The sequence below is a fragment of the Pseudomonas shirazensis genome (assembly GCF_014268785.2).
GTDB classification, from domain to species: Bacteria; Pseudomonadota; Gammaproteobacteria; order Pseudomonadales; family Pseudomonadaceae; genus Aquipseudomonas; species Aquipseudomonas shirazensis.
Window position 1 is genome coordinate 810,319 of sequence record NZ_JABWRD020000002.1, and the last position, 25,043, is coordinate 835,361.

The window sequence follows — 25,043 nt, forward strand, 5'->3', positions numbered from 1 at the left end:
TGGAGACTGTGGATGACTGATTTTTCTGGCTTGCCGCTGGTTATCGAAGCGCAAGACCTGTTGCCACGCCTGGGCTCGCCCGCACTGATCGTGGTCGACCTGACCAGCGCCAACCGCTATGGCAGTGGCCACGTACCCGGTGCGCGCTTCGTCGACCCCAAGCGTACCCAGCTGGGCCAACCGCCGGCGCCTGGGCTACTGCCGGCGCGCGCCGACCTGGAAAAGCTGTTCGCCGAACTCGGCCATCGTGACGATGCCGTCTATGTGGTCTACGACGACGAAGGCGGTGGCTGGGCCGGGCGTTTCATCTGGCTGCTGGATGTCATCGGTCATGCGCAGTACCACTACCTCAACGGTGGTATTCAGGCCTGGCCGGCTGATCAGCTGTCGACCGAGACGCCCGCCAGCGCCACCGGCTCGGTCAGCCTGACCATAAACGACGAGCCGACCGCCACCCGCGAATACCTGCAGAGCCGCCTCGGCGCTGCCGACCTGGCCATCTGGGACGCTCGCGCGCCGGGTGAATACCGGGGCGAGAAAGTGCTCGCGGCCAAAGGCGGGCACATCCCCGGCGCCGTCAACTTCGAGTGGACCGCAGGCATGGACATGAATGACCACCTGCGCATCCGCAAGGACATGGCCGAAGTTCTGCAAAATCTGGGTATCACTCCCGACAAGGAAGTGATCACCCATTGCCAGACCCATCACCGTTCAGGCTTTACCTATCTGGTGGCCAAGTCCCTCGGCTACCCCCGGGTCAAGGCGTACGCCGGCTCGTGGGGCGAATGGGGCAACCATCCGGACACGCCCGTAGAGGTTTAAGGAAATTCAATGAAATCGCGTTTGTTCATCATCAGTCAGTACCTGCTGCCGCACCATCTGCTGTCACGCCTGGCCGGTTGCGTTGCCGAGTGCCGCGCGCGCTGGTTCAAGAATGCCTTCACCGCCTGGTTCGCCAAGCGTTATCAGGTCGACATGTCCGAAGCGCTGGTCGAAGACCTCAGCGCCTACGAGCACTTCAACGCCTTCTTCACCCGCGCCCTGAAGCCAGGTGCACGCCCGCTGGATGAGACTCCAGGGGCCATTCTGTGCCCAGCCGATGGCGCCGTCAGCCAACTCGGGCCGATCGAGCACGGCCGCATCTTCCAGGCCAAGGGCCATGGTTACAGCGCGCTGGAGCTGCTCGGCGGCGACCCGGCGCTGGCCGCACCGTTCATGGGCGGCGAGTTCGCCACCATCTACCTGTCGCCGAAGGACTACCACCGCGTGCACATGCCGCTGGCCGGCACCCTGCGAGAGATGGTCTACGTGCCAGGCCGGCTGTTCTCGGTCAACCAGACCACTGCCGAAAACGTACCGGAGCTGTTTGCCCGCAACGAGCGCGTGGTCTGCCTGTTCGATACCGAGCGCGGGCCGATGGCGGTGGTGCTGGTCGGGGCAATGATCGTGGCTTCGATCGAAACCGTCTGGGCCGGGCTGGTGACGCCGCCCAAGCGTGAGCTGAAGACCTTCCGCTACGACGAAGCCAGCCGCACACCGATCCACCTGGAAAAAGGCGCCGAACTGGGCCGTTTCAAGCTGGGCTCCACTGCCATCGTGCTGTTTGGCCCGGAACAGGTGAAGTGGGCTGAAAGCCTCGGTGCCGGCTCTGCCGTGCGCATGGGTGAACTGCTGGCGGTGCCGACCGCAGTCTGATCCGCCGCCTACTACAAGGCCCCGCATGGCGCAAACCATGCGGGGCCTTTTCGTTTGCCGGGGCCGCTCTGCGGCCCCTTACGGCCTCAGTTCAGCCGCGAGCGTCGCGGTCGCGCAAGCCGAGCAGATACAGCACACCATCCAGACCCAGGGTCGAGATCGCCTGTTTGGCCGACTGGCGCACCAGTGGTTTGGCGCGGAAGGCCACGCCCAGCCCTGCCAGCGACAGCATGGGCAGATCGTTGGCGCCGTCGCCTACAGCGATGGTCTGTGCCAGTTGCAGGCCTTCCTTGCTGGCCAGCTCCTGCAACAGGTCAGCTTTACGCTGGGCATCGACAATTGGCTCGATGGCCACGCCTGTGACCTTGCCGTCGACCACTTCCAGCTCGTTGGCGAACACGTAGTCGATACCCAGCCGCGCCTGTACCTGCTTGGCGAAGTAGGTAAAGCCACCGGACAGGATGGCGGTCTTGTAACCCAGGCGCTTGAGCTCGGCGAACAGGTTTTCGGCACCCTCGGTCAAACGCAGCGATGCGCCAATCTCGTCCAGTACCTTAACGTCCAGGCCTTTGAGCAATGCCATGCGCTCCTTGAAGCTGGCGCGGAAATCCAGCTCGCCGCGCATGGCCCGCTCGGTAATGGCGGAGACCTGCTCGCCGACGCCGGCGGCCTTGGCCAGCTCGTCGATGACTTCGGCTTCGATCAGCGTCGAATCCATGTCGAACACCGCCAGCCGGCGGTTGCGGCGGAACAGGTCATCCTTCTGGAAGGCGATATCCACGGCCAGCTCTTCAGACAACGTGAAGAACGCGGCACGCAGGGCCTGAGCATCACTCGGCTCGCCGCGTACAGAAATCTCCAGACACGCTTTGCCATGCTCGCTGTCGGCGTTCAGCGCCACCCTCGCCGACAGGCGTTCGATGCGCTCGATGGTCAGGCCATACTGACTGATGATCGCACTGACCCGCTGCAGCTGCTCGGGGGTGACCTTGCGGCTGAGCAAGGTGACAATCTGCCGGGCGTCGCCCTGGCTATCGGCCCAGTGCTGGTAGTCAGCCTCGGAAATCGGCGTGTAGCGTGCCTGCAGATTGAGCTCGTGGGCCTTGCTCTGCACGCTGTGCAGCAACTGCGTGGCGACTTCGTTATCCGGGATATCGACGAGGATGCCGAACGACAAAGTGCCGTGCATCACGGCCAGGCCGATGTCGAGAATGTTCACACCGCCCTGGAGCAGGACGCCGGTGATGGCGGCAGTGAGACCTGGGCGGTCTTCACCGGTGATGTTGATCAGAACGATTTCGCGCACAACCTGGCTCCGACTTCGATGAAAAATGCGCATTCTACCGACTTTCGGTGACTATCGGGCGCCACTTGCACTTTGCCGACAAATGCCGGGTCGCTATACTGCGCAGCACTTTCTCGTCATAAAGAGCCGCGCTCTGTGAACCGGCCCACGCCAGTTAAATCCGATAACTTCTTCCTGATGCTGTTCCATGCTCTGCGCCAACGCCGCGTACCCTTGGCATTGCGTATCGCCAGCACCAATATTTTCCTGGTGGCCATGGCGCTGGTGATCTATGCCTGCGTGATGGGCCTGCAGTTCAAGCAGGCCATGCATGAGCAGGCGGACGCCCTGGGGCAGAGCCTGACCATCCAGACGGCCACCTCGGCGACCGAGCTGCTGGTGTCCAACGACATCCTCAGCCTCAACGTGCTGCTGGGCAATCTGGTGAAGAACCCGCTGGTGGCCCACGCTGCCATCTACAGCGTCGACAACCGCATCCTCGCCGAGGCCGGTCAGCGCCCGAAAAACACCCTGCTGGGTGAAGCCGAAGGCCTGTACCAGACCAAGATAACCTTCCAGGACGTGACCGCCGGGCAACTGCGCATCAGCCTGGACATGAGCGAGTTCCAGCAACCAATGCTGATCAGCTTGCAGAGCATGGGTATTCTGGCGGGGATCCTGCTGGTATTGGCTTTGACCCTGAGCTTGCGTCTGGGCCGCTACATCTCCACGCCGCTGCTGCAGCTGCGGGTCTGGCTGCGTGATCCGCACCCGTACACCCCGGCCATCGATCGTCAGGACGAGATCGGCGACCTTGCCCGTCAGTTGCATGCCCGCCTCGCGCCACCGCCGCCACCTGAGCCGGAAGAAGAGGAAGAGCACGACGACGAGCATGACTTCGCCGACCTTGATCACGCCCCGGCAACCACCAGTGTCGCTGCCCGCAGCCGGGCTATTGCCCAGCAGGATGAGGAAGACGATGAAGCCTTTGCCGGTCTGATCGACGTCGAGCAGAGCAGCGCCAAGCCGGTTGTGGCCGCGCCCGTCTCGACCGAACCGCAGTACAGCGCCGTACTGGCCGTACAGCTGGGTTCCCAGGAGCAACTGCGCCGCCTGCCGCGCACACGCCTGACCGAGCTGCTCGAGCGTTATCGCGACTGCCTCGAACAGGCTGCTTCGCTGTATGAAGGTGAAACCTTCACCCTGACCGACGGCAGCACCTTGCTGCTGTTCCACAGCCGCGAGACGGGTGAAGACTACCTGACCAATGCCATCTGCTGCGGCGAGCTGCTGCGCGCCCTGGGCCATGCCCTGCAGATCGAAGTGGCCGATAGCGGCATCACCTTGCAGCTGCAACTGGGGCTGACCGTGGGTGATGACCTGCAAGGGCTCGAGCAGGTCGATCTGCTGATGACCGAAAAAGCTCAGGATGCCCTGGCCTTGTCGCAGCACAGCCGCAACCTGCTGTTGGTCGAGCGCAAGATCACCGATGATGCGCTGGTCCGCCAACGCGCCCGCATCCGCCCGATTGCCAGCCCTGAGGGTGCGTGCTGTGTCGAGCGGTTGATGGAGCCGTACCCATCGATGCTGGAGCGGCAGCTGGCGCGCATGCACGAGCGCCGGGTCTGAAGATCCGCTGAGGGTGCTCTTGCGCGGTCCGGTGTAGGAGCGGCCTTGTGTCGCGAAAGGCCAGCGTAGCTGGCCCCGCGATGTCAGCGGCGAAGCTGAAACCGTGGGGCCGCTCCGCGACCCTTTCGCGACACAAGGCCGCCCCTACACCGACCCGCGCAAGACCACCGCAAACGAAAAGGCCGCCCCCACAGATCTCTGCAGGGGCGGCCTTTGCAACCGCCTCAATTCAAACTCAGAACCTGAACACTTCCATATCGGTACGCACCGGCGAAGCAATCGGGATCTTCGACTTCTCTGGGGTCTTCTTGACCTGCACCGGCGCCGCCGGCTTCTTGCGGGTTTCTTCAGCCAGGGCCGGCTGATTGGCCAGCGGCTTGACCGCGCTGCTCAACTGCTCGGCCAGCTTCTGCAACAACTGCCCTTGCGCCTGCACCTGGGAAGACTCGCTGCCCTCATGCGGTTGCTCAAGGTGCACTATGCGGTTGTCACGCACGTTGCCGCGGCGATCCAGCAGGCGCCACTGTGCATCCAGAATGGCCGGCTGATCCTTGCCCGAATCCAGGCGAGTGATCGACAGCAGCACCTGCACATCCGGCGCAAAACCACTGCTCGCCGGCGCCAGCACCACCCGTTGGCTATCCAGGCGCCAGGCCAGCTGGCGCACCAGCAGTTGGTCAATATCCGAAGACAGGCTTCCCGCCCAGCGACCGTCCGTCGCCGAAGTCAGGCTGCCGTCTGCCTGGCGCTGCAAAAAGGTCTCGCGCTGCAGGTAGTCAGCCACCGAAACCGGGCCCAGCACCACAGCCATACCGGCACTCTGCGAAGGCTGGCCAGGTTCACCACTGTCCAGCTGATACAGGGCTACCGGCTGGTGCACACTGCACCCGCCCAGGCCCAGCAGGCCGGTCATCAACAGCGCAAATGGAAAGCGCGGAAATTTCATCATCCCATCCAGGCGGCAGCCATTCGGCACACCGCAGTGATACACATGTAGAGTCTTTGGGGCGCTCGGCCACGCCGGCGCCGCGAGCGCCTATCATCCGCGAAAAGGTCGTCCGACTCCAGTAGTTCCGCCGCGAACAACGCCGAAAGTGCCGGTTCAGACGACTCGCCTGGTTAGCTCGAAGCTTCCACCAGCAGTCCATCGACGCGCTGGAAGCCGCGGGGCAGCTTGCTGCCTCGCCGACCGCGTTCGCCCTTGTAATGCTCCAGATCATCTGGCTTGAGCGACAGGGTACGCTTGCCAGCCTGCAATACAAGGGTCGAACCCTCGCTGATGACGGCCAGGTCGGTGACATACTCCTCGCGACTAGCAACCCGGTCGCCCGGTACGCCAATGATCTTGTTGCCCTTGCCCTTGCCCAGCTGCGGCAGGTCGGCAACCTTGAACACCAGCAAGCGGCCTTCGGTGGTCACCGCTGCCAGCCAGTCCTGCTCGCGGTTGCTCACCGGCCGCGGCGGGATCACCTTGGCGCCGTTGGGCAGGCTGAGCAAACCCTTGCCGGCCTTGTTCTTGGCCTGCAGGTCTTCGCCCTTGACCACGAAGCCGTAACCCGCGTCGGAGGCCACCACATACAGGGCGTCGTCCTCGGGCAGCAGCACGCACTCGAAGGTCGCCCCCGGCGGCGGTGTCAGCCGCCCGGTCAGCGGCTCGCCCTGGCCACGGGCCGAGGGCAACGTGTGCGCGGCCACCGAATAACTGCGCCCGGTGGAGTCGATCAGCACGGCAAACTGGTTGGAGCGCCCCGCCGCAGCGGCCTTGAAGCCGTCACCGGCCTTGTAGGAAAGCCCGGTGGCATCGATGTCATGGCCCTTGGCGCAACGCACCCAGCCTTTTTCCGAAAGCACCACGGTGACCGGCTCGGTCGGCATCAGCTCGTTTTCCGAGAGTGCCTTGGCTTCGCTGCGCTCGACAATCGGCGAGCGACGGTCGTCGCCATACTTCTCGGCATCTTTGATCAGCTCGCTGCGCACCAGCTTTTTCAGCTTGGCGTCGCTACCCAGCAGGGCTTGCAGCTTGGCCTGCTCTTTGAGCAGTTCGTCCTGCTCACCGCGGATTTTCATTTCTTCCAGGCGAGCCAGCTGGCGCAGGCGGGTCTCGAGGATGTATTCGGCCTGGATCTCGGTTAGTTCAAAGCGGGCAATCAGCGCCTGCTTAGGGTGCTCTTCGGTGCGGATGATGTGGATAACTTCATCCAGGTTGAGAAACGCCGTGAGCAAGCCGTCCAACAGGTGCAGGCGCCGCTCGACCTTGTCCAGGCGGTGCTGCAGGCGCCGGCGCACGGTGCCGACGCGGAACTGCAACCATTCCTGCAGCAACAGCAGCAGGTTTTTCAGTTGCGGCCGGCCGTCGAGGCCGATGATGTTGACGTTGACCCGGTAGCTGCTTTCCAGATCAGTGGTGGCGAACAGGTGCTGCATCAGCTCGTCGGCATCGACCCGATTGGAGCGCGGGATGATCACGATCCGGCATGGGTTCTCATGATCGGACTCGTCGCGCAGGTCAGCCACCATTGGCAGCTTCTTGGCCTGCATCTGCGCAGCGATCTGCTCGAGCACCTTGGCCCCGGAGACCTGATGCGGCAAGGCGGTGACGACAATGTCGCCATCCTCGACGCGGTACACCGCACGCATGCGGATCGAGCCTTTGCCGCTCTCGTACATCTTCAAGATGTCGGCACGCGGCGTGATGATCTCGGCTTCGGTCGGATAGTCCGGGCCTTGAATGTGCTCGCACAGCTGCTCGATGGTCGCTTTCGGCTCGTCGAGCAGGCGCACACAGGCGCTGGCGACTTCGCGCAGGTTGTGCGGCGGCACATCGGTGGCCATGCCCACAGCAATACCGGTGGTGCCGTTGAGGAGGATATTCGGCAGCCGCGCCGGCAGAACCGACGGCTCCTGCAGAGTGCCGTCGAAGTTGGGCACCCAGTCGACCGTGCCCTGGCCGACTTCGTCTAGCAGCACTTCGGAATAGCGCGACAGGCGCGCCTCGGTATAACGCATGGCCGCGAACGACTTCGGATCGTCTGGCGCACCCCAGTTGCCCTGGCCGTCGACCAGGGTATAGCGGTAGCTGAACGGCTGCGCCATCAGCACCATGGCTTCATAGCAGGCCGAGTCGCCATGGGGGTGGAACTTGCCGAGCACGTCGCCGACGGTACGCGCTGACTTCTTGTGCTTGGAATCGGCGTCCAGGCCCAACTCGCTCATGGCATAGACAATGCGCCGCTGCACAGGCTTGAGCCCGTCGCCGATATGCGGCAGAGCGCGGTCCATGATCACGTACATGGAGTAGTTGAGGTAGGCCTGTTCGGTGAAGTCAGCCAGGGAACGGCGCTCGACGCCGTCGAGACTGAGTTCCAGTGAGTCGCTCATGCGGGCCTCGTCATTTCAGGTTCTGGCGCAACAGCATGCTGCCGCCGCGCTGGGTAAATTCAAGTTGTTTGAGGGCGCTCATGCCGAGCAGCACGGTTGTGCCGTCAAGGCCGGGCACCACCAGGGCGCGCACGCCCTGCAGGCGGATATCACCCAGTTGCAGGCTGTCCAGACGGGTCCGGTAGCCTTCAGTACGACCATTGGCGGTACTCACCAGCACAGGCGCACCGCGTTGCAGCTCAAGGCCTTTGGCCAGCGACTCGGGGATGGCGACATCGGTCGCGCCGGTGTCGAGCATGAAGTGCACGGTCTGGCCGTTGATCGCGCCGTCGGCGACGAAGTGGCCCTGACCATTGCTCAGCAAGCGAACTTCGATGAAACCATCACCATGGGCCGACTCGGGTTGCGCATTGGGGTTGCGCTGCTGATCCTCCCAGACGCCAAAAAAACGCGTGGCAAGAAACATCGCCGCCGCCCAGGCGAGAATCATCAGCACCCTGCCCGCGCGCTTGCCGGCCGGCTGGCTCATGGTTTGCCACTCCAGCCGCCTTGTGGCGCAGCAAAGCGCCAGACGATCGGCCGTACTTCGCCATCGCCGCGGGCGCCGTTGTTGTTGTCCACGCCAATCCAGGCGCCCTGGTCATCGATGATCAAGGCTTCGGCGACGCCAAACAGCTGGTCATAGCGGCGCGCCTCGGTCAGCGCATCGGCGGCAAACGACCAGCAGCGTTCGACGGCGCCGCTGTCCGCGTCGCGCCGGCATACCCGGTAGGCATTACGCTCCAAGGTAAACAGCTTGCCGGCATACAGCGCCAGGTCAGCAAAATCGCGCGACACCGGCCGCGGCTTGTCCACTTGCGGCGGCTGCATCTCGACCCCGGCCTCGCTGAACAGCACACAGCTGCGCACGCAGGTCCACAGCGACTGCTGGCGTTGCAAGGCAACCAGGCCGCGCCGTTCCCGTTCGGCGGCCAGCCATAGACGATCGCCCGCCGGGTTGATCACCAATCCCTCGAACAAGCCATTGAAGCGCAGCAGCATGCCGCTGGCACGCGCCCGGCCAACCATCAACGGGTCGATCTTCAACCAGTTCGGCTCACCTTGCAGCGGCACCTGCAGCACCGCCGCATGGGATTCGCTGACCAAGTAGAAGTTACCCGCCTGATCGCAACTGATACCTTCAAAGTCCAATTCACCACCGCGCACTGCGGCGACCGCCCAACTGCGCACCTTCAAGCCTAACGGCAAGCCACTGTCAGGCACCGGCGGCGCGCTGAAGGGCATCGCTTCGGCCTGCCAGGCGCCATCGCGCTGCTCGAAGCGGTAGATCCGGTCGTCATCGCGGTCGGATACACCCCACAGCGCGCCACGGCACATCGCCAGGCCCGAGAGATTGCCGCTGGGCATGCCGTCAATAGCGTGCTCGCTGCTCAGCTTCAGCTCCGGCCAGTCGCTCGCCAGACTCGGCAAAGCGACCAGGGCCAGTACTGCGGCAAGCAACCGAACAATCAAACCATGACCTCAGCCAGGTTGCCTTTGGTTTCCAGCCAGCTCTTGCGATCACCGGCGCGCTTCTTCGCCAGCAGCTTGTCCATCAGCTCACAGGTGGCCTCGACGTCATCCAGAGTCAACTGCACCAGGCGCCGGGTGTTCGGGTCCATGGTGGTTTCGCGCAACTGCGGCGGGTTCATCTCACCCAGGCCCTTGAAGCGGGTGACCTGCGGCTTGCCACGTTTTTTCTCGGCGACCAAACGGTCAAGAATGCCGTCACGCTCCGCTTCATCGAGGGCGTAGTAGATCTCCTTGCCCAGGTCGATGCGGTACAGCGGCGGCATGGCGACGTAGACGTTGCCCGCCTCGACCAACGGCCGGAAGTGCTGCACGAACAAGGCGCAGAGCAAGGTGGCGATGTGCAGGCCGTCGGAGTCGGCGTCGGCGAGGATGCAGATCTTGCCGTAGCGCAGCTGCGACAGGTCGGTGGCACCCGGATCGACACCGATGGCCACGGCGATGTTGTGCACTTCCTGGCTGGCCAGCACTTCGCCGCCGTCGACTTCCCAGGTATTGAGGATCTTCCCGCGCAGCGGAAGGATGGCCTGGAATTCCTTGTCCCGCGCCTGCTTCGCCGAACCGCCGGCGGAGTCACCCTCGACCAGAAACAGCTCGGAGCGCATCGGGTCCTGGCCAGCGCAGTCGGCCAGCTTGCCGGGCAGTGCCGGGCCCTGGGTAATGCGCTTGCGCTCGACCTTCTTGCTCGCCTTGAGGCGGCGACCCGCGTTGCTGATCGCAAGCTCCGCCAGCTGCATGCCCAGTTCAGGGTGCGCGTTGAGCCACAGGCTGAAGGCATCCTTGACCACGCCGGAGACGAACGCCGCTGCCTCGCGCGAGGACAAGCGCTCTTTGGTCTGGCCGGAGAACTGCGGCTCCTGCATCTTCATCGACAGGACGAAGCTGATCCGCTCCCAGATGTCTTCCGGGGCCAGCTTGACCCCACGCGGCAGCAGGTTGCGGAACTCGCAGAACTCGCGCATCGCATCCAGCAGACCTTGGCGCAGGCCGTTGACGTGGGTACCCCCTTGCGCCGTCGGGATCAGGTTGACGTAGCTTTCCTGCACGCTGTCGCCGCCCTCAGGCAGCCATAGCAATGCCCAGTCGACCGCTTCCTTGTTACCGGCCAGGCTGCCGCAGAACGGCTCGTCGGGCAGCCGCAGGAAGTCGCTGACCGAATCGACCAGGTACGAGCGCAGGCCGTCTTCGTAGTGCCACTCGACTTTCTCGCCGCTGGCCTTGTCTTCGAAGCTGATCGACAAACCAGGGCAGAGCACGGCCTTGGCCTTGAGCACATGCTTGAGGCGGCTGATGGAAAACTTCGGCGAGTCGAAGTACTTCGGATCAGGGCTGAAATACACGCTGGTACCGGTATTGCGCTTGCCGACCGTACCGATCACTTCCAGCTCGGTGGCCTTGTAGCCGTCGGCGAAGGTCATCTGGTATTCGTTGCCGTCACGCTTGACCCGCACCCGAACCTGGGTCGACAAGGCATTGACCACGGAGATACCAACGCCGTGCAGACCACCGGAGAACTGGTAGTTCTTGTTCGAGAACTTGCCGCCGGCGTGCAGTTTGGTGAGGATCAGTTCGACACCCGAGACGCCCTCTTCGGGGTGGATGTCGACCGGCATGCCGCGGCCATCGTCGCTGACTTCCAGCGAGTGGTCGGCATGCAGGATGACCTGCACCGAGCGGGCGTGACCGGCCAGGGCTTCGTCGACACTGTTGTCGATGACTTCCTGGGCCAGGTGGTTGGGCCGGCTGGTGTCGGTGTACATACCGGGCCGTTTACGCACCGGATCGAGGCCGGAGAGGACTTCGATGGCGTCGGCGTTATAGGCGCTAGCGCTGGGGTTGGCCATGGGTTCTCGTCGTCAGTCTGGTGAATGCGAAAAAATCAAAATACAGAAAAATCGAGCGCCGCATATTGCTCGCGGGCAATGCCGGCAAAAGCCAGCAACGCCGGCAGGCGCTTGGTGAAGCCCTGGAAACTATGGTCGCCACCGGCTTCGATACGCAGCGCGCAGGCCTGGTAGTAGACAGCGGCGTGGCGGTAGTCGAGGGTTTCATCGGCAGTCTGCAACCACACCTGGTAACGCGCGGCATCGGTTGGCGGCGCCCCTTCGAGCTCGGCCAGCGCCTGCACGTGGTCCAGGGTCAGCTCCCAAGGCTCATCGGTATACAGGTTGCGCTGGGTGCCCAGGTAGCCGTCGAACAAGCGGTGCGGCGCTACCGCCGGGTTGATCAGCAGGGCCTTGAGGCCATGCCGCTCGGCCAGATGGGTCGCATAGTAGCCGCCCAGCGAACTGCCTACCAGCAAGGGCGCGCCCAGCTCGGCAATGGCGGCTTCAAGCTGGCCAATCGCCTCACGCGGGTGATGGTGCAGCGCGGGGATGCGCAACTGGCCAGCCAGGCCCAGTTGCTGCATCACCGCCTCAAGCTGGCGCGCCTTGGTCGACAGCGGCGAGCTGTTGAAGCCGTGGATATAAAGGATGGAACCCGACATGCTGCCCCCGGTGTCTGCTGCGGCGCGCCCGCCAGTTGGGGCGCAGGGACGCGCAGTGTAGCGTGTTCGCCGAGCATTGGCGCTGCTTCGGGATTTTCGTAATAAATTGCTCAAAGTCGCTGAGGGCTGCGCGCTCAATAACCGGGGCTGTTGAAATCCAGCTGCAGCACATAATCCAGCGCCCGCTCTACGCCTGTTTCCAGCTGACCGTCTGCATGCAGGCGCAGCCAGCGGTATCCCGGCAATTCTTCACTGACCTTGAAGTCGACGCTACCCGGGGCGAACTGGATGCAGGTCGACGGTGTGGCCATGTAGCGCACGCCGTCACGCGTCTGCTCGAAGGCTTGGTGCACATGCCCCCAGAGCACCGCGCGCACCTGCGGGTGAGCCTGCACCCGTTGCAGCAACTCATCGCTGTTGCGCAGGCCGATCGGCGCCATCCAGGCGCAGCCGATATCCACCGGCTGGTGGTGACAGCAGATCAGGCTATGGCGCTGGGAGGCACTGTTCAGGGCTTGATCGAGGACGGCAAGCTGCGCCGGCGCGAGCAGGCCATGGGTCGCGCCCACCACTGCCGAGTCGAGCATGATGATGCGCCAGTTGCCCACATCGGTTACCGACTGCAATAAATCCGTACCTTGCGCCACCTCGGCCATCACTCGCGCCTGATCATGGTTGCCCGGCAGCCAGCGGGCTGGCGCGCGCAGCGTCGCCGTCATCTCGGCAAAGGCGCGATAGGCCGTCGCGCTGGCATCCTGCGACAGGTCGCCGGTGCACAGCAGCAAGTCGATTGCAGGCTGTTCGCGATGCACCTGGTCGATCACATGCTGCAGACTGCCGCGGGTATTCAGGCCCAGCAGGGTGCCCGCCGGATCAGCAAACAGATGGGCGTCGGTCAGTTGCACGACGTTGATCGGTGCATGGGGATGGTTGGGCTGCGGCAACGGCCGTCTCCTCGAGCGAGTTCTTCGCGATTATCGCCGCTGACAGCTTTCACGCAAGCCGGCGAAGCCGACTCGCATCACATTTTCAGCGTACTGCCGCCAATTCATGGCCGCAGGCCAGGCAGTGGCTCAGCCATTCGCCGAGAAACAGGTTGAGCTGGGCCTTCTCGTCGGGCTGGTGCATGGCTTCGTTGGGGTACGGGTAGATGCTGCGAAAGCGCCGTGCATGCTCGGCGCTGACCACTTCGGCCATGCGCGCATCGTGGTACACCTGCACTTCCAACTGCGGCACCGGCAGCCAGGGCAGGCTATGTTCCTGACGCACGCGCAGGGTGGTGGTGTATGGGCACGTCAGCAGCACGTCCAGCACCAGCACGCCAAGCATCTGGTCGCCCTGGGTCATACCGATGCGCCGCGAGCTCTGGGTAGTACGCATGTCCGGCAACAGGCGCATCAAGCGAGCGTAGTTGGCCTCGCAGGCACTTTGCAGCCCGACCAGATCGACCCGATAACGCTCGCGCAGCAGGTTCACTTCCACATCCCCCGTACTTCGTCGCGGTTCAGCGCCAGCCATTGCAGGCCGATGATGCTGGCCGCGTTGCAGATGCGCCCGTCACGTACCGCCTGCAGGGCGTCCTCGAACGACCAGACGCGCACGCGGATATCCTCGCCCTCTTCCTCCAGCCCATGCAAGCCGCCGGCACCTTCGCTGACGCAGCGGCCGAGAAACAGATGCACGAACTCGTCGCTGCCGCCCGGCGATGGGAAGTAGCGGGTCATCGGCCACAGGGCCGAGAAGGTCAGGCCGGCTTCTTCTTCGGCTTCGCGATGGGCAACCTCTTCAGGCTGCTCGTCCTTGTCGATCAGGCCCGCGACCATTTCAATCAGCCAGGGATTGGCCACCTTGCCCATGGCGCCAGCGCGGAACTGCTCGATCAGCACCACCTCGTCGCGCAGCGGATCGTACGGCAGCACGCACACTGCATCGTGGCGCACGAACAGCTCGCGGCTGATCTCACGGCTCATGCCGCCGGCGAACAGCTCATGGCGCAGGTGCAGCTTGTCGAGCTTGTAAAAGCCCTGGAAGCAGTTCTCGCGCTTGACGATCTCAACCGTCTTGGGCACCGAATTGGACGTGTCTGTCATGGAAATCCTCATTACCTCAACTACCGCATCGCGCCATCCTACTCTGCGTTTGACCGGGTTTCACCCCTTTCCGTTGACCGTTCAGGCTGCTGGAAGCGGGTGCGTCATGTCTGTTAGCTTAGTGGCGAACCGACGGCTTTGCCGACGGTCCAAGGCCGACTATCCAAGTTCTGCAAGGATCATCATGACGCTAGTCAAACTGACTTCCGTGGCTGTGCTGGCGGTGGCACTGAGCGCCTGCCAGAGCCTGTTCGCGCCCAATTACCGGGCCCCGCTCGAGGTCAAGCGCGATGCCTGGGAGCACGTCAAGCCGGGCTGCAGCGCCAGCGACTGCCCGTTGGTGAACATCGACACCGTGCACTTCCCGGCGCTGCCCAAGCTCGACGCCATCGTCGAAAGCCGCCTGCTGCAACTGACCACCGACAACGCCCGCAGCAGCGCGCCGACCTCGCTCAAGGCCTACGAGGATCAGTACCTGGCCAGCGCCGACAAGCGCAACAGCAGCTACCTGCAAGCCAAGGTACGTGAACAGCATGACGGCTTGGTGATCATCGAGCTGTCCAGCTACCTCGACAGTGGCGGCGCCCACGGCATGCCCGGCCGCGCGTTCATCAACTACTCGCGCAAGCAGGACAAGGTCCTGACCCTGCAGGACATGCTGGTGCCAGGCCAGGAAGACACCTTCTGGAAAACCGTCGAAGAGTCGCACCGCGCCTGGATGATCAGCACCGGCATGGACAAGGACGCCGAATTCGTCAAGACCTGGCCGTTCAAGAAGTCCCCGCACATCGCCCTGACCTACGGTGCGGTCGTGGTGAAGTACGAGGTGTATGCCATCGCGCCCTACTCCATGGGCCACATCGAGCTGAAAATCCCCTACCCGCGCCTGAATGGCGTGATCAAGCCTGAGCTGTTTCCCGGCCGCGGCTGACATTCAATAGCCCGTACAGCAGCCCTGCCAGCATCAATGCCGGCAGGGTTGCGCCGAACTGCGGGGCCAGATTGGCAATGCCATGATAGGCCGCGACGCCCAGCGCCCAGGCCAGCAGCGCCTGCCAGTGCAAGCCCTCGACACGGGTAGGCAGCTGGCGCCGGCGGATCACGAAGTGATCCATCAGCACCACGCCGAACAGCGGCGCGAATACCGAACCGATCAACAGCAGGAAGTTCTCGTACTGGGCCAGCGGCGCCAGGCAGGCGATCAGCGTGCACAGCAGGCCGATCGCCAGGGCCAGGTGTTCGACCTTGATCGGCAGCAGCAAGCCGGTGGAGACCGCGCCGGAATGGATATCGGCAAAAGCGTTCTCGGTCTCATCCAGCAGAATCAACAACAGCGGAATACCCAAGCCGGCGCCGGCCAGCGCCAGCAGCAGGGCATTGGCCTCACCGCTTGGCGCAAAGGCCAGGGTGTAGGCAACGCCAAGGCTCATCAGCCAGGCATTACCAAGCAGATAACCGAGCACGGTGCCACTGAACACGCGGCCCGCATGCTGGGCGAAGCGCGAATAGTCGGCAATCAACGGCAACCACGACAGCGGCATGGCGATGACGATGTCAAAACCCACCGCCAGCGACATCGAGCCATCGCCCGCACGCTGCCAGATAGCGCTCAGATCGGCCTTGGCAAACAGGTTCCAGGTCAGCCACAGGCAGGCGCCGATCAATAGCCAGATACCCCACTTGCGCAAGATCTTGCGCACGAAGGTCAGCGGGCCGCAGATTGCCAGCAGCGTTGCCAACGCGCCAAAGCACAGCGTCCACAGCAGCGGGCTGGTCCAGGCACTATCGGCTCCGAACGCCCGCGCGCCGAGCAGGCTGGCGGCGTCGCGCATGACGATGATTTCAAACGAGCCCCAGCCAATCAGCTGGAGCAGGTTGAGCACTGCCGGCAGGCGCACGCCGTGCCGGCCAAGGCTCAAGCGCAAGGTGCCCATGGCCGACAGGCCGGTGTCACTGCCGATCACCCCGGCGGCAGCCAGCAGCAGCACGCCAACCGCAGTGCCGAGCACGATTGCCAGTATCGCGCCGGCCAGACCCAGACCGGGCGCGAGCATGGCGCCGACCTGCAGCACCATCAAGCCAGTGCCAAGGGAGAACCACAGGACAAACAGGTCCCGCCCGCCAAACAGGCGCTGGCTGGCGGGAATCGGCTGATCGGGAGAAAAGTTGCTGGAGCTGGACATGGTTGGCGCTCGGCGAAGAATTATTGTTGGGTACTCAAGTTGGGGCCGCAAAGCGGCCCCAGTTGCATCACACCTTCTGATACAGCTGGCTGCCGGTCTGACGGAAGCGCTCGGACTGCTCGCGCATGCCCTCCTCGACCGACATGTCGACCGCCTCGATACGCTGATTGGCAGCGTACTCGCGCACTTCCTGGGTGATCTTCATCGAGCAGAACTTCGGCCCGCACATCGAGCAGAAGTGAGCGACCTTGGCCGATTCCTTGGGCAGGGTCTCGTCGTGGTAGGCACGGGCGGTGTCCGGGTCCAGGCCAAGGTTGAACTGGTCCTGCCAGCGGAACTCGAAGCGCGCCTTGGACAGCGCGTTGTCGCGGATCTGCGCGCCGGGGTGGCCCTTGGCAAGGTCGGCGGCATGTGCGGCGATCTTGTAAGTGATGATGCCGGTCTTGACGTCATCCTTGTTCGGCAGGCCGAGGTGCTCCTTGGGCGTGACATAGCAGAGCATGGCGCAGCCAAACCAGCCGATCATCGCCGCACCGATGCCCGAGGTGATGTGGTCGTAGCCCGGCGCGATATCGGTGGTCAGCGGGCCGAGGGTGTAGAACGGCGCCTCGTCGCAGCATTCCAGCTGCTTGTCCATGTTCTCCTTGATCAACTGCATCGGCACATGGCCGGGGCCTTCGATCATGCACTGTACGTCGTGCTTCCAGGCGATCTTGGTCAGTTCGCCCAGGGTCTCCAGCTCACCGAACTGGGCGGCGTCGTTGGCATCGGCAATCGAGCCCGGACGCAGGCCGTCGCCGAGCGAGAAGCTGACGTCGTAAGCCTTCATGATTTCGCAGATTTCATCGAAATGGGTGTAGAGGAAGTTCTCCTGGTGATGCGCCAGGCACCACTTGGCCATGATCGAACCACCACGGCTGACAATGCCGGTGACGCGTTTGGCGGTCAGCGGCACGTAGCGCAGGAGCACGCCGGCATGGATGGTGAAGTAGTCCACGCCCTGCTCGGCCTGCTCGATCAAGGTGTCGCGGAACAGCTCCCAGGTCAGGTCTTCGGCAACGCCGCCGACCTTTTCCAGTGCTTGGTAAATCGGCACGGTGCCGATCGGCACCGGCGAGTTGCGGATGATCCACTCGCGGGTTTCATGGATGTGCTTGCCGGTGGAGAGGTCCATGACCGTGTCCGAACCCCAGCGGATGCCCCAGGTCAGCTTGGCCACTTCTTCTTCGATGGACGACCCCAGCGCGCTGTTGCCGATGTTGCCGTTGATCTTCACCAGGAAGTTACGGCCGATGATCATCGGTTCGAGTTCGGTGTGGTTGATGTTGGCCGGGATGATCGCGCGGCCACGGGCGATTTCGTCGCGGACGAACTCTGCGGTGATTTCCTTGGGCACACTCGCGCCGAAGCTGTGGCCGGCGTGCTGCTGCTCAAGCAGGCCGGCAGCGCGGGCCTCTTGCAGCTTCATGTTTTCGCGGATGGCGACGTATTCCATCTCGGCAGTAATGATGCCCTGCCGCGCGTAGTGCATCTGCGTGACGTTGGCGCCGGCCTTGGCCCGGCGCGGATTGCGCACGTGGGCAAAGCGCAGCTTGGTCAGCTCGGCATCGCTCAGGCGCTGCTGGCCGAAGTTCGAGCTCAGACCCTCCAGGCGTTCGGTGTCGCCCCGCGCGTCGATCCAGGCCGAGCGGACATCGCCCAGGCCTTTGCGCACATCGATGCTGACAGCGGGGTCGGTATACGGGCCCGAGGTGTCGTACACCAGCACCGGCGCATTGGCTTCGCCGCCAAAGTCGGTAGGGGTGTCATCCAGGCTGATTTCGCGCATGGGCACACGGATATCCGGGCGCGAACCCTGGACATACACTTTGCGCGAACGGGTGAAGGGTTGCACAGACTGCTGATCGACTTGCGCCGATTCGCTGAGGTTGATCGCTTTTTCTTGTTTGCTCATCACAGGCTCCAGACAGCTTCCTAGCGGCGGAATGTCGGGGAGAACCTGAATGACGCGGACACACCCTTGATGGATGCAGTGCCGGATACCTGGAATGCCAATGCGCGGCTGCGCTGCTCGACAAATCCCGGACCTGACACAAGAGACTCGCCGGGAAAGCGAGAAATCTTGTTCCCTACGCAGGCGCTAACCTGATCAGGTTCAACGGGATCCGGAAACTTCCGATCTCAGCCTTTGCATCAAGGCACCCCGACAAGAACATGCGCAGTCTAGACTGGAGTTGCGCGCAAAGCCAAGGGTGCTTGCAGCGCGGCGATCAAAGGCGCCAATCAGCGATTGTTGCCGGCCGTGCGCAGCCTTACACTGGCGCACCGATACTCAACGGTTCAGTAATTAAAACTCGTACAAGGATTGCCCTATGCTGCGCAAACTTTCACTGGCGGTTGCCGTGTCTTGTGCGTCCAACGGAGTGGTCTGGGCGGCTGATCTGCCCGCGCCAGTGAAGACCGACCTGATCAGCGTTTATCAGGAAGCGGCCAGCAACAACGCCGACCTTGCCGCTGCCCGCGCCGACTATGGCGCACGCCGCGAAATCGTGCCGCAGGCCCGCGCCGGGCTGCTGCCGAACCTGTCGGCGGGTGCCGAAATGATGAACACCCGCACCAAGCTCGACGAGCCGGCGATCACCTCCAATCGCAGCGGCAATTCGTGGAGCGCGACCCTGTCGCAGCCGATCTTCCGCGCCGATCGCTGGTTCCAGTTGCAAGCCGCCGAAGCGGTCAACGAGCAGGCGGCGCTGGAGCTGTCGGCCAACGAGCAGAACCTGATTCTGCAGACCGCCGAGAACTATTTCTCGGTACTGCGGGCGCAAGACAATCTAGCCTCGACCAAAGCCGAGGAAGCCGCCTTCAAGCGCCAACTGGATCAATCCAACGAGCGCTTTGACGTCGGCCTGTCGGACAAGACCGACGTGCTCCAGTCGCAGGCCAGCTACGACACGGCGCGGGCCAACCGGATCATCGCCGAACGCCAGGTAGCAGATGCCTTCGAGGCATTGGTAACGCTGACCAACCGCGACTATGGCTCATTGCAGGGCGTGGTCCACAGCCTGCCGATCCAGGTGCCGATGCCCAACGATGCCAAGGCCTGGGTCGAGACCGCGGCACGGCAGAACCTCAACCTGCAGGCGACCAACTACGCTGTCGATGCCGCCGAAGAAACCTTGCGCCAGCGCAAGGCCGGCCATGCCCCGACGGTCGATGCGGTGGCGCGTTACCAGAAGGGTGACAACGATGCGCTGGGCTTTTCCAACCCGGCGCCGCAGCCCGGCGTGCGCTACGGCGGCGACGTCGAACAGACCAGCATCGGCCTGCAGTTGAACATCCCGCTGTACAGCGGCGGCCTGACCAGCTCGCAAGTGCGCGAGGCCTATCAGCGCTTGAGCCAGAGCGAGCAGCAGCGCGAAAGCCTGCGCCGCCAGGTGGTGGAAAACACCCGCAACCTGCACCGCGCGGTGAACACCGATGTCGAACAGGTGCAGGCGCGCAAGCAGTCGATCATCTCCAACCAGAGTGCGCTGGAGGCGACCGAAATCGGTTATCAGGTCGGCACCCGCAACATCGTCGACGTGCTCGATGCGCAGCGCCAGCTTTACACCTCCGTGCGTGACTACAACAACAGCCGCTACGACTACATTCTGGATAACCTGCGCCTGAAGCAGGCTGCCGGCACCTTGAGCCCGCAGGACCTGTCCGACCTGGGCCGTTATCTGAAAGCCGATTACAACCCGGACAAGGACTTCCTGCCGCCGGATCTGGCAGCAGCGGCGGCGAAGAACTTCGAACGCCGGCCTTGATCTGCGACTGCGGCGCCGGGCTCGCCCGCGCCGCAGTCAATCGCTAGCCCAGCAGCCGAGCCAGGCCATCCAGCAAGTGCTGCAACGCGCCCTGATTGGCCTGCATCACCGCCCTGCCCGCTTCGCCCATGCGCTTCGCGTCCAACGGCAACTCGACCAGCCGCTGCACGGCGGCAGCCAATGCCTGACTGTCGTCAACTGACTGCAACGCGCCGGCATCTTTCAGCATTGCGCTGATATCGAGGAAGTTGAACACGTGTGGGCCGCTGATCACCGGCAGGGCCAGCGCAGCCGGCTCCAGCGGGTTGTGGCCGCCTGTTGGCATCAGGCTGCCGCCGACGAAGGCGATATCGGCCAGCGCATAGAGGAACAGCAACTCGCCCATGGTATCGCCGAGCAGCACCTGGGTTGCGTCGGTGACCAACTCGGCGCTGGAACGGCGCACGGTGGCGAACTGTTCAGCACACAACGCATGCACGGCGTTGAACCGCTCAGGGTGACGCGGCACCAGAATCAGCAGCGCATCGGCATGCACCTGGAGCAGGCGGCGGTGCGCCTCCAGCACCTGCGCATCCTCGCCTTCATGGGTGCTGGCTGCGATCCAGACTGGGCGTTGGCTGGCCTGCCATTGCTCGCGCAATTGGCGGGCACGGGGCAGCAGCTGTTCGTCGAGCTTGAGGTCGAACTTGATCGAGCCGGTCACCTGCACGCATTCAGGCCGCGCGCCGAGGCTGCGAAAGCGCTCGGCTTCGGTTTCGGTCTGCGCCGCGATCAGGCTCATCTCGGCGAGCATTGGCCGGGTCAGTTTGGCGAAGCGGCCATAGCCGCGCGCCGACCGCGCCGACAAGCGCGCGTTGGCCAGCGCCACCGGGATGCCGCGCTTGGCGCACTGGTGGATATGGTTGGGCCACAGCTCGGTTTCCATGATCACGCCCAGCCGCGGCCGCACATGGTCGAGAAAGCGCGCCGCCGCCCAGGGCAGGTCGTACGGCAGGTAGCAATGCTGAATGCGTGGCTCATCGGCAAACAGCGCGCGAATCCGCTCCGAACCGGTAGGGGTCATGCAGGTCACAGTGATCGGCAGCTCGGGGTAGGCCTTGAGCAATGCGCGCACCATCGGCGCCGCCGCGATGCTCTCGCCGACAGACACTGCATGCACCCAGATGCCGCCCTGACGCATCGGTGGCAGCTTGATGGCAAAGCGCTCGGCGACGCGTTGGCCGTAGGCCGGCGCCTTGCGCGCACGCAGGAACAGGCGCAGCGCTACCAGCGGCAGGCCCAGGTGAAACAGCAGGGTATAAAGGGTTCTGTTCATGGCGGCGCAGTTTACTAGGAACTGCCTGAAAAGGCCTGCCCATGTCCGCCCAAGCCATAAAAGCGGCGGACACAGCGTGAAAGCTGCCAAGCGGATCGCCTAGAATGGCCGACAATCAATCGAGGAATGCAGCGTGAACGCATATGTTTATCTGGCCATCGCCATTTGCGCCGAGGTCGTCGCCACCGCTTCGATGAAGGCGGTCAAAGGCCTCAGTACGCCGCTGCCGCTGTTGCTGATGATCGCCGGCTACACCGTGGCGTTCTGGATGCTGACCCTGGTGGTACGCAGCATTCCGGTAGGTATTGCCTACGCCATCTGGTCGGGGCTGGGCATCGTCCTGATCAGCATCGCCGCTTGGCTCATCTATGGGCAGAAACTGGACCTGCCGGCTGTGCTTGGCATGGCCATGATCGTCGGCGGCGTGGTGGTCATTCAGGTATTTTCCAACAGCAGCGGGCACTGACCGCTGCGTTGCGCGGTCAACGGCAAAGACATCAGCCTGTATACTGCTGGCCTGTCCCTGTCTTTGAGGTGCCCGCATGCCATCTGCCATTTCCACTGACGTACTGATCGTCGGCGCCGGGGTCGCAGGCCTCTGGCTCAATGCCCGGCTGCAGCGCCTGGGCTATTCGACGGTGCTGGTGGAACGCGCAAGCCTGGGCGGCGAGCAGACCATCAAGTCGCAGGGGATCATCCACGGCGGCATCAAGTACGCTCTGCACGGCAGCCTGACCGGCGCCTCCGAGGCGATCGCCGACATGCCGCGGCGCTGGCGCGAGGCGCTGGCAGGCAGCGGCGAGCTGAACCTGGACAAGGTACGCTTGTTGTCCGATGCACATTACCTATGGTCGCCGGGCGGCCTGTTTGGCAATGTCACCAGCTTTTTTGCCAGCAAGGCCATGCGCGGCCGGGTCGATCAGGTCAAGGGCGAACAACTGCCGCCTGCCCTGCAAGACCGCGCCTTCAAAGGCAAGGTCTATCGCCTCGCCGAGCTGGTCATCGACGTGCCCAGCCTGCTCGCCAACCTTGCTGCGCTGGCCGGTGACAGTTTGCTCGCCGGCGAGCAGATCGAGCCGTTGCGCGAAGGCGATGAACTGGTCGGCCTGCGTGTCGACGGGCGCGAGATTCACGCCCAGCGCATCGTGCTGAGCGCCGGTGGTGGCACCGCCGAGCTGCTTCAGGCCCTCGGCCTGGACCAACCGGCCATGCAGCGCCGACCGTTGCACATGGTTCTGGCCAAAGGCCCCAACCTCAAGCCTTTGTACGCGCACTGCCTCGGCGGTGGGCCCAAGCCGCGCATCACGGTCACCACTCATCCCGGCGCGGATGGCCAGTGGGTTTGGTACCTGGGTGGTGATTTGGCTGAAGCCGATGGCGTTGCCCGCGAGCCAGCGGCGCAAATCGCTGCCGCGCAGAAAGAAGTCGCCAGCCTGTTGCCATGGGTAGATCAAAGCCAGCTGCGCTGGGCCACCCTGCGGGTTGATCGAGCCGAGCCAGCGCAGTCTGGCCAAGTGCGGCCGGACAACGCCTTCCTCGCCGAAGAGCAGCGCCTGCTGGTCGGTTGGCCGACCAAACTGGCGCTGGCGCCGGACTTCGCCGATCACGTGCTGGCCAAGCTCGAACGCGATGGTATTCGCCCTCAAGCCAAGCCTGACTTGTCCGGCCTGCCCCGGCCTGCGCTCGGCGTACCGGCCTGGGAGCAACTGCTGCCATGAGCCTGCCCGATCTGCATGACCTGCACCGAGCGCTGGGCAGCACTGGCCTGATGGTTTCACCGCTGGGCCTGGGCACGGTCAAGCTGGGCCGTGATCAGGGCGTCAAATACCCCAGCGGGTTCACCATCCCAGGCGACGACGAGGCACGCATGCTGCTGGCCCAGGCGCGTGAACTGGGGATCAACCTGATCGATACCGCGCCGGCCTACGGTCGCAGTGAAGAGCGCCTTGGGCCGCTCCTGCGCGGTCAGCGTGACGAGTGGGTGATCGTCAGCAAGGTCGGTGAAGAGTTCAACGATGGCCAGTCGCACTTCGACTTCTCCGCCGCGCACACCCGGCGCTCGGTCGAACGTAGCCTCAAGCGTCTTGAAACGGATCGAATCGAGCTGGTGCTGGTCCATTCAGATGGTAATGACCTGGCGATCCTCGAGCAGGAAGAGGTCTACCAGACCCTCGCCGCGCTCAAGCAGGAAGGCAAGATTCTCGCTTTTGGCTTGTCTGGCAAGACCGCGGCAGGTGGGCTCAAGGCGTTGCAGGAGGGTGACTGTGCGATGGTTACCTTCAACCTCAACGAGCAAACCGAACGCCCGGTGCTGGACTACGCCGCCGAGCATGGCAAAGCCATTCTGGTGAAGAAAGCCCTGGCCAGCGGGCATGTCTGCCTGGCGCCGGGGGTGGACGCGGTACAGGCCAGCTTCGAGCTGCTGTTTGCCCACCCTGGCGTGAGCAGTGCTATCGTCGGCACCATCAACCCGCTGCATCTGGCCCATAACGTGGCCACTGTTGCCCGTATCTTGAGGCAGCAATAAGGCCGCTGGCACGGCAACACAAGCGCAAGGAGGAGCCTCGTGGCACGTACGCTGATCCGCAAGAACCCGAGCAACTTCAAAACGCTGCCGCTGCATGTCGAAGCCACTGCCGAGGGCCTGAGTTATCAGACCATCGGCATGCCGCTGAACTTCGCCCAGACCCTGCAACGACGCAAGGCGGTGCAGGTGGCCGACAGCGAGCGCTTCGTGGTTGAGCTGGCCAACCTGGGCGTGTCGGTGCGGCTGACGCTGCAGTGGCAGAACCGCGAATACTGGGTGCTGGTGCGTCAGCGCCGGCAAGACCGTGGCGATGTGGTGCTCAAGCTGATTTCCGGCTATGTGCCGGCGCAGGAGCTGAACCTGCCGCTGCATACCGCGATTCAGGAGGTAGCCGAAGAGTGCCTGCTGGAGACGCCAGAGGGCTGGCTGGGCGGGCGCTTCAACGATACCTGGCTGCCCGCGCCCTACGCGGCGGCGCTGCATTATCGGGAGGCATTGCCGTTTGTGCTGACCTCACAGGCCACGGCGGCGCGGCCGGTGCAGTCGGGCAACCTGGTGTTGATCGAACAGCCGCGGGCCTATGTACATTTGCCTACAGCGTCGTTGCAGCTGATCTATGACTTGCGCTTGCAGGTGCCACGGGAGGCCAAGTCGCTGAGTCTGTTTCATGTGGATGAGCGGCTGGAAGGGGATCAACTGGTGGCGCGGCTTAATCGCAAGCGGCCTGATCTGTACTTGATGCCGTTGGTGGATGGGCGGCCTACGGCCGAGCTGTTCACTCTGAAGAAGGACACTTTGGTGCCGGCCAGTACCCGTGGGATCTGGCTGGCCGAGAGTTTTGCCCGGCAGGAAGGCTGGGTGGTGCGTGACGAGCGAGTGCGCTGGAAGGATTGGCTGCGCCAGCAGGGGCTGGTGGAGCCTCGGCCGGCTTCACGGTTGCAGCGGCTGACGGGCAAGGCGCGGGCTCTGCTGGCTCGGGCTCGCACATCGCTGCATAAATAAACACACGGACTGCTTTTTGTTGGAGCGGCCTTGTGTCGCCAAAGGCCCGCAAAGCGGGCCAGGCTATTTCGGC

22 protein-coding genes and 1 riboswitch are annotated in these 25,043 nt (G+C 63.7%); of the genes, 9 read left to right on the forward strand and 13 right to left on the reverse strand.

The genetic code is table 11. The features are described 5' to 3' along the window. Positions 1-12 precede the first annotated feature (12 nt). Both HU736_RS15020 and asd read left to right on the forward strand, forming a co-directional pair. The gene (locus HU736_RS15020; protein ID WP_186700660.1) at positions 13-822 is read left to right on the forward strand and encodes a rhodanese-like domain-containing protein; all 810 of its coding nucleotides are present in this window, start codon (positions 13-15) and stop codon (positions 820-822) included. 9 nt (positions 823-831) lie between these two features. Then, positions 832-1,695, forward strand: coding sequence for an archaetidylserine decarboxylase (gene asd, locus HU736_RS15025; protein ID WP_186700664.1), 864 nt, complete (start codon positions 832-834; stop codon positions 1,693-1,695). A gap of 91 nt (positions 1,696-1,786) precedes the next feature. Here asd and serB read toward each other — a convergent pair whose 3' ends face one another. Beyond that, positions 1,787-3,001: a phosphoserine phosphatase SerB gene (gene serB / locus HU736_RS15030; RefSeq protein WP_103435842.1), complete on the reverse strand. Its 1,215-nt coding sequence runs from the start codon at positions 2,999-3,001 to the stop codon at positions 1,787-1,789. A 135-nt stretch (positions 3,002-3,136) separates the two neighbouring features. Between serB and HU736_RS15035 the strand changes: the two genes are divergently transcribed. Then, entirely contained in the window at positions 3,137-4,609 is a 1,473-nt protein-coding gene (locus tag HU736_RS15035) for a histidine kinase (protein ID WP_103435841.1), read from the forward strand. A 235-nt stretch (positions 4,610-4,844) separates the two neighbouring features. On the opposite strand, the gene HU736_RS15040 is transcribed toward HU736_RS15035, so the two are convergent. The 9 genes from HU736_RS15040 to HU736_RS15080 all read right to left on the reverse strand — a co-directional run bounded on the left by HU736_RS15040 (position 4,845) and on the right by HU736_RS15080 (position 14,134). Continuing rightward, entirely contained in the window at positions 4,845-5,555 is a 711-nt protein-coding gene (locus tag HU736_RS15040) for a PqiC family protein (protein WP_186700666.1), read from the reverse strand. A 173-nt stretch (positions 5,556-5,728) separates the two neighbouring features. Continuing rightward, the gene (gene parC / locus HU736_RS15045) at positions 5,729-7,987 is read right to left on the reverse strand and encodes a DNA topoisomerase IV subunit A (protein WP_103435840.1); all 2,259 of its coding nucleotides are present in this window, start codon (positions 7,985-7,987) and stop codon (positions 5,729-5,731) included. A 10-nt stretch (positions 7,988-7,997) separates the two neighbouring features. Beyond that, positions 7,998-8,516: a retropepsin-like aspartic protease family protein gene (locus HU736_RS15050; protein WP_103435839.1), complete on the reverse strand. Its 519-nt coding sequence runs from the start codon at positions 8,514-8,516 to the stop codon at positions 7,998-8,000. Next, a complete protein-coding gene (locus tag HU736_RS15055) occupies positions 8,513-9,496 on the reverse strand; it encodes an esterase-like activity of phytase family protein (RefSeq protein WP_371411599.1) in 984 nt (327 codons plus the stop codon). The genes HU736_RS15050 and HU736_RS15055 overlap by 4 nt, the downstream gene beginning before the upstream one ends. Next, positions 9,496-11,400 carry a DNA topoisomerase IV subunit B gene (parE, locus tag HU736_RS15060; protein ID WP_101315871.1) on the reverse strand — a complete coding sequence of 635 codons (1,905 nt, stop codon included), beginning with the start codon at positions 11,398-11,400 and terminating at the stop codon, positions 9,496-9,498. The genes HU736_RS15055 and parE overlap by 1 nt, the downstream gene beginning before the upstream one ends. Positions 11,401-11,435: 35 nt before the next feature. Continuing rightward, positions 11,436-12,044, reverse strand: a complete 609-nt coding sequence (locus HU736_RS15065; RefSeq protein WP_186700668.1) for a YqiA/YcfP family alpha/beta fold hydrolase — start codon at positions 12,042-12,044, stop codon at positions 11,436-11,438. A gap of 134 nt (positions 12,045-12,178) precedes the next feature. Further along, on the reverse strand, positions 12,179-12,988 hold the full coding sequence (gene cpdA, locus HU736_RS15070; protein ID WP_103435836.1) for a 3',5'-cyclic-AMP phosphodiesterase: 810 nt from the start codon (positions 12,986-12,988) through the stop codon (positions 12,179-12,181). Positions 12,989-13,073: 85 nt separating this feature from the next. Continuing rightward, positions 13,074-13,526, reverse strand: coding sequence for a DUF1249 domain-containing protein (locus tag HU736_RS15075; RefSeq protein ID WP_101315865.1), 453 nt, complete (start codon positions 13,524-13,526; stop codon positions 13,074-13,076). Further along, on the reverse strand, positions 13,517-14,134 hold the full coding sequence (locus HU736_RS15080) for an NUDIX domain-containing protein (protein ID WP_186700670.1): 618 nt from the start codon (positions 14,132-14,134) through the stop codon (positions 13,517-13,519). The genes HU736_RS15075 and HU736_RS15080 overlap by 10 nt, the downstream gene beginning before the upstream one ends. A 184-nt stretch (positions 14,135-14,318) precedes the next feature. Here HU736_RS15080 and HU736_RS15085 point away from each other — a divergent pair, with 184 nt between their 5' ends. Further along, a complete protein-coding gene (locus tag HU736_RS15085; protein ID WP_101315861.1) occupies positions 14,319-15,065 on the forward strand; it encodes an RsiV family protein in 747 nt (248 codons plus the stop codon). Here the strand turns inward: HU736_RS15085 and cytX are convergent. Next, positions 15,034-16,317: a putative hydroxymethylpyrimidine transporter CytX gene (gene cytX, locus HU736_RS15090; protein WP_103435834.1), complete on the reverse strand. Its 1,284-nt coding sequence runs from the start codon at positions 16,315-16,317 to the stop codon at positions 15,034-15,036. The two genes, HU736_RS15085 and cytX, sit on opposite strands and share 32 nt — an antisense overlap. A gap of 67 nt (positions 16,318-16,384) precedes the next feature. Then, complete coding sequence (thiC, locus tag HU736_RS15095; protein ID WP_101315857.1) at positions 16,385-18,271, reverse strand: phosphomethylpyrimidine synthase ThiC; 1,887 nt, start codon at positions 18,269-18,271, stop codon at positions 16,385-16,387. A 155-nt stretch (positions 18,272-18,426) separates the two neighbouring features. Then, positions 18,427-18,533: riboswitch (TPP riboswitch) on the reverse strand. Between the two features lie 156 nt (positions 18,534-18,689). Here thiC and HU736_RS15100 point away from each other — a divergent pair. Continuing rightward, positions 18,690-20,126 carry a TolC family outer membrane protein gene (locus HU736_RS15100; RefSeq protein WP_186700672.1) on the forward strand — a complete coding sequence of 479 codons (1,437 nt, stop codon included), beginning with the start codon at positions 18,690-18,692 and terminating at the stop codon, positions 20,124-20,126. A 43-nt stretch (positions 20,127-20,169) separates the two neighbouring features. Here the strand turns inward: HU736_RS15100 and waaA are convergent, their stop codons facing one another. After that, positions 20,170-21,441 carry a lipid IV(A) 3-deoxy-D-manno-octulosonic acid transferase gene (waaA, locus tag HU736_RS15105; RefSeq protein WP_186700673.1) on the reverse strand — a complete coding sequence of 424 codons (1,272 nt, stop codon included), beginning with the start codon at positions 21,439-21,441 and terminating at the stop codon, positions 20,170-20,172. 133 nt (positions 21,442-21,574) lie between these two features. On the opposite strand from waaA, the gene HU736_RS15110 reads away from it, so the two are divergent. The 4 genes from HU736_RS15110 (at position 21,575) to HU736_RS15125 (ending at position 24,970) form a co-directional block, all read left to right on the forward strand. Continuing rightward, positions 21,575-21,907: a DMT family transporter gene (locus tag HU736_RS15110; RefSeq protein ID WP_103435831.1), complete on the forward strand. Its 333-nt coding sequence runs from the start codon at positions 21,575-21,577 to the stop codon at positions 21,905-21,907. A gap of 76 nt (positions 21,908-21,983) precedes the next feature. Then, entirely contained in the window at positions 21,984-23,159 is a 1,176-nt protein-coding gene (locus HU736_RS15115) for an FAD-dependent oxidoreductase (RefSeq protein WP_186700674.1), read from the forward strand. After that, a complete protein-coding gene (locus tag HU736_RS15120) occupies positions 23,156-23,968 on the forward strand; it encodes an aldo/keto reductase (RefSeq protein ID WP_186700675.1) in 813 nt (270 codons plus the stop codon). The genes HU736_RS15115 and HU736_RS15120 overlap by 4 nt, the downstream gene beginning before the upstream one ends. Positions 23,969-24,007: 39 nt before the next feature. After that, positions 24,008-24,970: a metal ABC transporter ATPase gene (locus HU736_RS15125; RefSeq protein WP_101315845.1), complete on the forward strand. Its 963-nt coding sequence runs from the start codon at positions 24,008-24,010 to the stop codon at positions 24,968-24,970. Positions 24,971-25,043: the final 73 nt, after the last annotated feature.

What these genes read in the sequence shown, in the direction of transcription:
- HU736_RS15020 (WP_186700660.1), top strand. Translation starts at nt 13, where the DNA reads ATGACTGATTTTTCTGGCTTGCCGCTGGTTATCGAAGCGCAAGACCTG.
- asd (WP_186700664.1), top strand. Translation starts at nt 832, where the DNA reads ATGAAATCGCGTTTGTTCATCATCAGTCAGTACCTGCTGCCGCACCAT.
- HU736_RS15040 (WP_186700666.1), bottom strand. Translation starts at nt 5,555, where the DNA reads ATGAAATTTCCGCGCTTTCCATTTGCGCTGTTGATGACCGGCCTGCTG.
- parC (WP_103435840.1), bottom strand. Translation starts at nt 7,987, where the DNA reads ATGAGCGACTCACTGGAACTCAGTCTCGACGGCGTCGAGCGCCGTTCC.
- HU736_RS15050 (WP_103435839.1), bottom strand. Translation starts at nt 8,516, where the DNA reads ATGAGCCAGCCGGCCGGCAAGCGCGCGGGCAGGGTGCTGATGATTCTC.
- parE (WP_101315871.1), bottom strand. Translation starts at nt 11,400, where the DNA reads ATGGCCAACCCCAGCGCTAGCGCCTATAACGCCGACGCCATCGAAGTC.
- HU736_RS15065 (WP_186700668.1), bottom strand. Translation starts at nt 12,044, where the DNA reads ATGTCGGGTTCCATCCTTTATATCCACGGCTTCAACAGCTCGCCGCTG.
- HU736_RS15080 (WP_186700670.1), bottom strand. Translation starts at nt 14,134, where the DNA reads ATGACAGACACGTCCAATTCGGTGCCCAAGACGGTTGAGATCGTCAAG.
- HU736_RS15085 (WP_101315861.1), top strand. Translation starts at nt 14,319, where the DNA reads ATGACGCTAGTCAAACTGACTTCCGTGGCTGTGCTGGCGGTGGCACTG.
- cytX (WP_103435834.1), bottom strand. Translation starts at nt 16,317, where the DNA reads ATGTCCAGCTCCAGCAACTTTTCTCCCGATCAGCCGATTCCCGCCAGC.
- thiC (WP_101315857.1), bottom strand. Translation starts at nt 18,271, where the DNA reads ATGAGCAAACAAGAAAAAGCGATCAACCTCAGCGAATCGGCGCAAGTC.
- HU736_RS15100 (WP_186700672.1), top strand. Translation starts at nt 18,690, where the DNA reads ATGCTGCGCAAACTTTCACTGGCGGTTGCCGTGTCTTGTGCGTCCAAC.
- waaA (WP_186700673.1), bottom strand. Translation starts at nt 21,441, where the DNA reads ATGAACAGAACCCTTTATACCCTGCTGTTTCACCTGGGCCTGCCGCTG.
- HU736_RS15115 (WP_186700674.1), top strand. Translation starts at nt 21,984, where the DNA reads ATGCCATCTGCCATTTCCACTGACGTACTGATCGTCGGCGCCGGGGTC.
- HU736_RS15120 (WP_186700675.1), top strand. Translation starts at nt 23,156, where the DNA reads ATGAGCCTGCCCGATCTGCATGACCTGCACCGAGCGCTGGGCAGCACT.